The 6,518-nt window shown below is 60.1% G+C and carries 8 protein-coding genes; 6 read left to right on the top strand and 2 right to left on the bottom strand.

Annotated features, from left to right (window positions below; translation table 11 throughout):
• Both BM131_RS07430 and sciP read right to left on the bottom strand, forming a co-directional pair.
• Nucleotides 1-206 (bottom strand): transposase (locus tag BM131_RS07430; protein ID WP_139222596.1); only part of this gene is annotated, 206 nt, incomplete at its 3' end.
• Between the two features lie 244 nt (nucleotides 207-450).
• Nucleotides 451-738: a CtrA inhibitor SciP gene (gene sciP, locus BM131_RS07425; protein ID WP_090187732.1), complete on the bottom strand. Its 288-nt coding sequence runs from the start codon at nucleotides 736-738 to the stop codon at nucleotides 451-453.
• 128 nt (nucleotides 739-866) lie between these two features.
• Here sciP and mnmA point away from each other — a divergent pair, with 128 nt between their 5' ends.
• The 6 genes from mnmA to BM131_RS07395 all read left to right on the top strand — a co-directional run bounded on the left by mnmA (nucleotide 867) and on the right by BM131_RS07395 (nucleotide 6,439).
• Nucleotides 867-2,006, top strand: coding sequence for a tRNA 2-thiouridine(34) synthase MnmA (mnmA, locus tag BM131_RS07420; protein ID WP_090187729.1), 1,140 nt, complete (start codon nucleotides 867-869; stop codon nucleotides 2,004-2,006).
• A gap of 89 nt (nucleotides 2,007-2,095) precedes the next feature.
• Nucleotides 2,096-2,968: an ATPase gene (locus tag BM131_RS07415; RefSeq protein WP_090187727.1), complete on the top strand. Its 873-nt coding sequence runs from the start codon at nucleotides 2,096-2,098 to the stop codon at nucleotides 2,966-2,968.
• 40 nt (nucleotides 2,969-3,008) lie between these two features.
• The gene (locus tag BM131_RS07410) at nucleotides 3,009-3,932 is read left to right on the top strand and encodes a homoserine O-succinyltransferase (RefSeq protein ID WP_090187724.1); all 924 of its coding nucleotides are present in this window, start codon (nucleotides 3,009-3,011) and stop codon (nucleotides 3,930-3,932) included.
• A complete protein-coding gene (locus BM131_RS07405) occupies nucleotides 3,916-4,917 on the top strand; it encodes an alpha/beta fold hydrolase (protein ID WP_245754166.1) in 1,002 nt (333 codons plus the stop codon). The genes BM131_RS07410 and BM131_RS07405 overlap by 17 nt, the downstream gene beginning before the upstream one ends.
• Before the next feature lie 42 nt (nucleotides 4,918-4,959).
• Complete coding sequence (ppk2, locus tag BM131_RS07400) at nucleotides 4,960-5,829, top strand: polyphosphate kinase 2 (protein ID WP_090187722.1); 870 nt, start codon at nucleotides 4,960-4,962, stop codon at nucleotides 5,827-5,829.
• On the top strand, nucleotides 5,822-6,439 hold the full coding sequence (locus tag BM131_RS07395) for a TetR/AcrR family transcriptional regulator (protein ID WP_090187721.1): 618 nt from the start codon (nucleotides 5,822-5,824) through the stop codon (nucleotides 6,437-6,439). The genes ppk2 and BM131_RS07395 overlap by 8 nt, the downstream gene beginning before the upstream one ends.
• Nucleotides 6,440-6,518: the final 79 nt, after the last annotated feature.

The raw sequence follows: 6,518 nt of genomic DNA, 5'->3' as shown, positions 1-6,518 counted from the left end.
AGATATGCCCTGCGCCAGCCAAACAGTTGCGGCGGCGAAATCCCCAATCGACGCGCCAGCGCCGAAACATTGACATCCGGTGCCATGGCCGCGGCGACAGCCTGCGCCTTGAACTCATCAGACCAGCGACGACGCTCTCCGACGGGCGCACCGTCAAGACGTTCGACGACGGCTTCGATCAACTGAAAGCTACCATGCGTAGGCATAGGCGTAGGACTGGTCGTAGACATAAAACCCCGGCGCTTGCGTGAACGTCGCAAACCTACCAAGGAATAGGCCGCCCTTTAACCCACGGGGCTGCCTTGTCGCTTACCATCAATTCGATGCTTTTCGAGGTGGTAGGATCGTCTTCGACCAACAGTACACGCATCGGGGTTCTCCGCTTCGTTATGACCTGGTCACTTTGGCGGCCAATGATTAACTCTCCGTTACCGGATTACTAAATTATGATCATTCACCCTTAAGTTGTCTATAACGTTGTAGCGCTGTCGTCTTCAGCGCGTCCTGACCATGCAGCCGCACCGCGCTTTCCCATTCATCAAATTCATCGTCCGATAGTGCATAGGTGCTCAGCGCCAATTCACGTTCAATTAACCCATGCGCCACAGCAGCAACGACCGCAGCCTTGCGCGACGCCACCCAGCGCCGCGTGCGCGCTGGCGGTAAATCGGCGCGCGTCATAATAGACCCATCCGGCAGCATCACGGATCGCGGCCCGTCAATTTTCTTCAAAAACATACTTCACCCTCCTTCGGCGTCCCCGTGCTGCTTGGTGGCGCAAATTCTTTAAGGACTGGTAAGCCCCGGCACTTGGGTATATCGGGCATTTTCCTATATATTAGCTTAAGCCGACCTAAAGGTGTGCGATGTCACTTGATCAGCCCCTGAATTCCCTTGGTTTTGCCAAGCCCCCCGCGCAGACCCGCGTCGTGGTTGCCATGTCCGGCGGCGTCGACAGTTCTGTCGTGGCGGCGCAATTGGCAAGCGAAGGCTACGACGTCGTTGGCGTCACGTTGCAGCTGTATGATCACGGCGCGGCGCTGGCGAAAAAAGGCGCGTGCTGCGCCGGGCGCGACATCCAAGACGCCGCCCGCGTGGCCGAGGCGATGGGCTTTCCGCACTATGTCCTCGACTACGAAAACAAGTTCAAAGAGGCGGTGATTGACGAGTTCGCCGACAGCTATCTGGCTGGCGCGACGCCCGTCCCTTGCATCCGCTGCAACGAGCGTGTGAAGTTCAAGGACCTGCTGCAAACCGCGCGCGAGCTAGATGCCGATTGCATGGCGACGGGGCACTATATTCAGCGCAAAATGGGCACCGATGGGGCCGAATTACACCAAGCCGCCGACGCGAACCGGGATCAAAGCTACTTCTTGTTCTCGACCACGTCAGAGCAGTTGGATTACCTGCGCTTTCCCCTCGGACACCTGCATAGCAAGGCTGAAACCCGCGCGCTGGCGCTGAAGTTCGGCCTGACCGTGGCGGATAAACCTGACAGTCAGGACATCTGCTTTGTCCCCAACGGCAACTACGCCGCCGTGATCCAAAAGCTGCGCCCCGGCGCGGCAGAGCCCGGCGATATCGTCGATGTGAACGGCACGGTTTTGGGGCAGCACAACGGGGTGCTGCACTATACCATCGGGCAGCGGCGCGGGCTGGGGATCGGCGGATTGGCTGATCCTTTGTATGTGGTAAAGCTGGACGTTGATGCGCGCCATGTGATCGTCGGCCCAAAGGAAATGCTGGCGACCCGCCGCGTTCCGATCCGCGAAATCAACTGGCTGGGTCAGGGCGGCTTTCTTGCTGGCGGCACCCGCAATATCGCGGTCAAAGTCCGGTCCACCAAACCCCCGGTCGAGGCGGTGATACACCCCATTTCCGACACCGAGGCAGAGGTCGAATTGCTGGTCGCCGAAGAAGGCGTCAGCCCCGGTCAGGCCTGCGTGTTCTATGACCCGGACAGCAGCCGGGTCTTGGGTGGCGGCTGGATCTGGCGCGGCCATTAATCGCGGCAGATCCGAAAAATTTTAGCTAAAATTTTTCCCGCATCAAAAATCTTCTAGAAGATTTTTACGCCGCGCCTTAGGCAAGCGGTATGATTTATACATCCTCCGCCGAATGGCTGGCCGCCCCGCAAAAACGTGTTTTGTTCTTTGGCATGTCTGGCCTTGGCAAAACCCATATCGCCAGCCTGCTGCGCCGCACTGGCGACTGGTTCCATTACTCTGTCGATTACCGCATCGGCACGCGGTATATGGGCGAGCTGATCGCCGACAATGCCAAGGCAGAGGCGATGAAGGTGCCCTTTCTGCGCGATTTGCTGCTATCGGACAGCATTTACATCGGGTCGAACATCACCTTCGATAACCTGAACCCTGTCTCGACCTACCTTGGCAAACCGGGCAGCGCGGCGCTTGGCGGTCTGCCCTTTGCCGAATACACCCGCCGTCAGGACCAGTTCCGCCGGGCCGAAGTGGCTGCCCTATTGGACACAGGACATTTCATTGACCGGGCGACGTCCCTTTATAACTACCCGCATTTTGTCTGCGACACAGGCGGGTCGATCTGCGAATGGGTTGATCCGGATGACGCGAACGATCCCGTCATGCAACATCTGGCGCAGCGCACCCTGCTGATCTGGATCGAAGGCTCTGACGCCCACACCGCCGAACTGGTGCGCCGCTTTGATGCCGCGCCAAAGCCGATGTCCTATCAGCCGGGCTTTCTGCTCGATGCTTGGGCCGCTTACTTGCGGGCCCACGACTGCACGGAAAACGACGTCGATCCCGACGCCTTTATCCGCTGGACCTATGCGCGCGCGCTTGCCCACCGTCAGCCGCGCTACCGCGCCATGGCAGACCGCTGGGGCCTGACGATTCCCGCCAGCGACATCGGCGCTGTACGCACCGCCGCTGATTTTGACGCATTAGTCGCACGCGCCTTGCAACGGGTTGAGATGCAGGCCTAACGCGCCTATCTGTCATCCCCCGCGATCAAGGATCAAAGCCATGCCGATCAAACTGCCCTCCACCCTGCCCGCCTATGCCGTTTTGTCGCGCGAAGGTGTCATGGTGCTGGCCGAGGATGCCGCCGACCGTCAGGATATCCGCCCGCTGCGGATCGCGCTGCTGAACCTGATGCCCAAGAAGATCCAGACGGAAAACCAGTTTGCCCGTCTGATCGGCGCGACGCCGCTGCAGATTGAGCTGAGCCTTATTCGCATGACCGAACACCAGACCCGCAACACCGCCGCCGAGCATATGGAGGAGTTTTACCGCCCCTTTGCCGACGTGGTGGCAAGCGGAGAGAAGTTCGACGGTCTGATCATCACCGGCGCCCCGATCGAGCATTTGCCGTTCCAGGACGTGACCTATTGGCAGGAACTGGAACAGGTCTTTGCCTGGACCCAAACCCACGTGCATTCCACCTTTGGCGTGTGCTGGGGCGGCATGGCGATGATTAACCACTTCCACGGGGTGCAAAAGCATCTGCTGGACCACAAGGCCTTTGGCTGCTTCCGCCACACGGTGACCGCCCCGGCCTCGCCTTATTTGCGCGGGTTTTCCGACGATATCGTCGTCCCCGTCAGCCGCTGGACCGAGATGAAGCAGTCAGAGATCGACGCCCGCCCCGCGCTGCACACGCTGATCACCAGCGCAGAATCAGGCCCGTGTCTGGTCGAGGACCCGGCCCACCGCGCGCTCTATGTCTTTAACCACTTCGAATATGACAGCGGCACGCTGAAACAAGAATACGACCGCGACGTGGCCGAAGGCACGCCGATCAACGTGCCCTGCAACTACTACCCTCATGACGATCCCGCGAACGCCCCCCAAAATAGGTGGAGAAGTCACGCGCACCTTCTATATGGCAATTGGATCAATGAGATCTACCAGACGACGAAGTATGACCTGAATGAAATTGGCACTTAAAGCGCTCACCGTGACCGCCCTGACCCTTGGTCTGGGCGCCATCATAACCGGCTGTACCGACACCTACCGCGACCAAGCAGCAGAGCAGGCTTTTCCGCCCATCGGCCAGTTCGTCACGGTGCAAGGCGGCGCGAAAGTGCACTATATTCAGGCCGGGTCCGGCCCCGACGTGGTGCTGATCCACGGCGCGGGCGGCAACCTGCGCGACTTTAAATTCGACCTGTTTGACAAACTGACCGACCACTACCGCGTCACCGCCTTCGACCGTCCCGGCCTTGGCTATACAGACCGCTTCCCCGGCATCGACACCGGTGCGCTGGCCACCGCCGGCGAAAGCCCGCTGCAGCAAGCCACCATGCTGCGCGAGGCTGCAAGCCAGCTTGGCATCACCCAGCCCGTCGTTGTCGGTCATTCCATGGGCGGTATCGTTGCCTATGAATGGGCGCTGATGGGGCTACAGGGTGACAACGACGTCAACGCGGCTGCGATGGTCAGCTTTGCAGGCGTGGCCATGCCGTGGCCCGGCGGGCTGGGGCCGTATTACACCGTCAATGCCAGCGCCCTTGGCGGGGCGGTGACGATTCCCCTCATCTCGGCTCTTGTGCCGACGTCCAAGGTCGAGGGCGCGATCGAGGGTGCCTTCGCCCCGCAACCCGCCCCCGCAGGCTACGCGGACTATATCGGTGCGGCGCTGGCCCTGCGGCCTGAAACATTTCGCGCAAATGTGCGCCAAGTGAATAGTTTGCGCCCCTATGCGGTCGAAATGGCGAAACTTTACCCGGATTTAACACTCCCCATCGAAATACTGCACGGCACGGCGGATACGACGGTTCCAATTGATATCCATTCCGAAAAGGTCGCGGCGCTGGTGAAATCAGCGCATTTGACCCGGTTGGACGGGGTCGGCCATATGCCGCACCACGTCGACCCCGCCGCTGCGATTGACGCGATTGACCGCGCTGCCGCGCGGGCCGGATTGCGCTGATCTTATGCCGGGGCCATAGTGCCCCCAAAGCCGGAGGACTTCATGCCCAAACCCTTTGACGGTGGCATCAGCCGCTATTTCGAACAGCACGCGACGCCATCCGTGCGCGACGCCATCCGCGACTCTAAAAAGGGCGAGATTTTGCAGCCGAGTTTTCCCTATACGGAAAAGTGGGGCAAAGAGCCTTATGAGGATGCGCTGGAAAACCTGCAGATCGAACTGGCAAAGTTGCAGGCAGCGGCCCAATCTGACGGCCAGCGGATCGTCGTCTTGTTTGAAGGCCGCGACGCCGCAGGCAAGGGCGGCACGATCAAGCGCTTTCGCGAAAACATGAACCCGCGCCACGCCCGCGTCGTCGCCCTGTCCAAACCGACCGAGACAGAAGCGACAGAGTGGTATTTTCAACGTTATATCAAACACCTGCCAGCAGCGGGCGAAGTCGTTTTCTTTGACCGCAGCTGGTACAATCGCGGCGTTGTCGAACATGTTTTCGGCTTTTGCACCCCGGCAGAGCGTGAGGCCTGGTTCAATCAAGTCACCGCATTTGAAAAGCTGCTGGTGGATGATGGCATCAAGCTATTCAAGTTGTGGCTGAACGTTGGCCGGGCGACCCAGCTTCAGCGGTTTTTGGACCGCGAAAGCGATCCGCTCAAGCAATGGAAGCTGAGCCAAATTGACGTCGACGGCTTGCGCAAATGGGACGCCTACACCGCCGCGATCAATGAAACTTTGGACCGCACCCACACCCAAGCCGCGCCTTGGACCGTGATTCGCGCCGATGATAAACGCCGCGCGCGGGTCAATGCGATCCGTTCGGTCCTGTTGCCGCTGTCCTATGCTGGCAAATCCGCCGCCTCCATCGGCGATCTGGACCCAAAAATTGCCGGAGCGCCTACCCCCCGCCATGGTTAAACGCGGCTACCATCACGGCAATCTGGCGCAGGCCCTGGTCGAGGCCTGCCTGCGCCTGATCGAGGATCGCGGCCCCACGGGATTCACCCTATCCGAAGCCGCCCGCGAGGCTGGCGTCACACCTGCCGCCGTTTACCGCCATTTCCAAGGCCGTGATGACCTGATCGCAGAGGCAGCACTGCAAGGCTATCATCTGTTTGCCGAACGGATGGAGGCCGCCTATGCCAGCGGCATCCCCTCGGATTTGCAGGCTTTCCTAGCCACCGGGGCCGCCTATCTGGACTTCGCCCGGGAAAATCCCGGCCACTATGTCGCGATGTTCGAAAGCGGCGTGTCGATCAACCGATCGCCTGCGCTGCACAAAATCGCCACCCGCGCGCTGGGCGTGATGGAAAAAGCGTCAGAGCAGCTGTCCCAGCATATTCCGGCAAGCCGCCGCCCGCCGCCGCAGATGTTTGCAGCCCATATCTGGGCGTTATCCCACGGCGTTGTCGAACTTTTCGCCCGCGGTAGCCCCGGCACCAAAAGCCCCTATCCACCGCAAGATCTGCTGGAAACCGGCATCGGCATCTATCTGCGCGGCCTTGGCATTCTACCGCCAGACGCTTGATCCCATTGCTTTGGTTTAAGGCGCGCAGGGTTGAACCTTGCCAGCCCCGGCGGGATGCCTCAAAACAATGTTAACCTTA

This window comes from Loktanella salsilacus (assembly GCF_900114485.1).
GTDB lineage: Bacteria > Pseudomonadota > Alphaproteobacteria > Rhodobacterales > Rhodobacteraceae > Loktanella > Loktanella salsilacus.
Note: the sequence above shows the minus strand (reverse complement) of the source record. Positions and strands in the feature narration are given on the sequence as shown.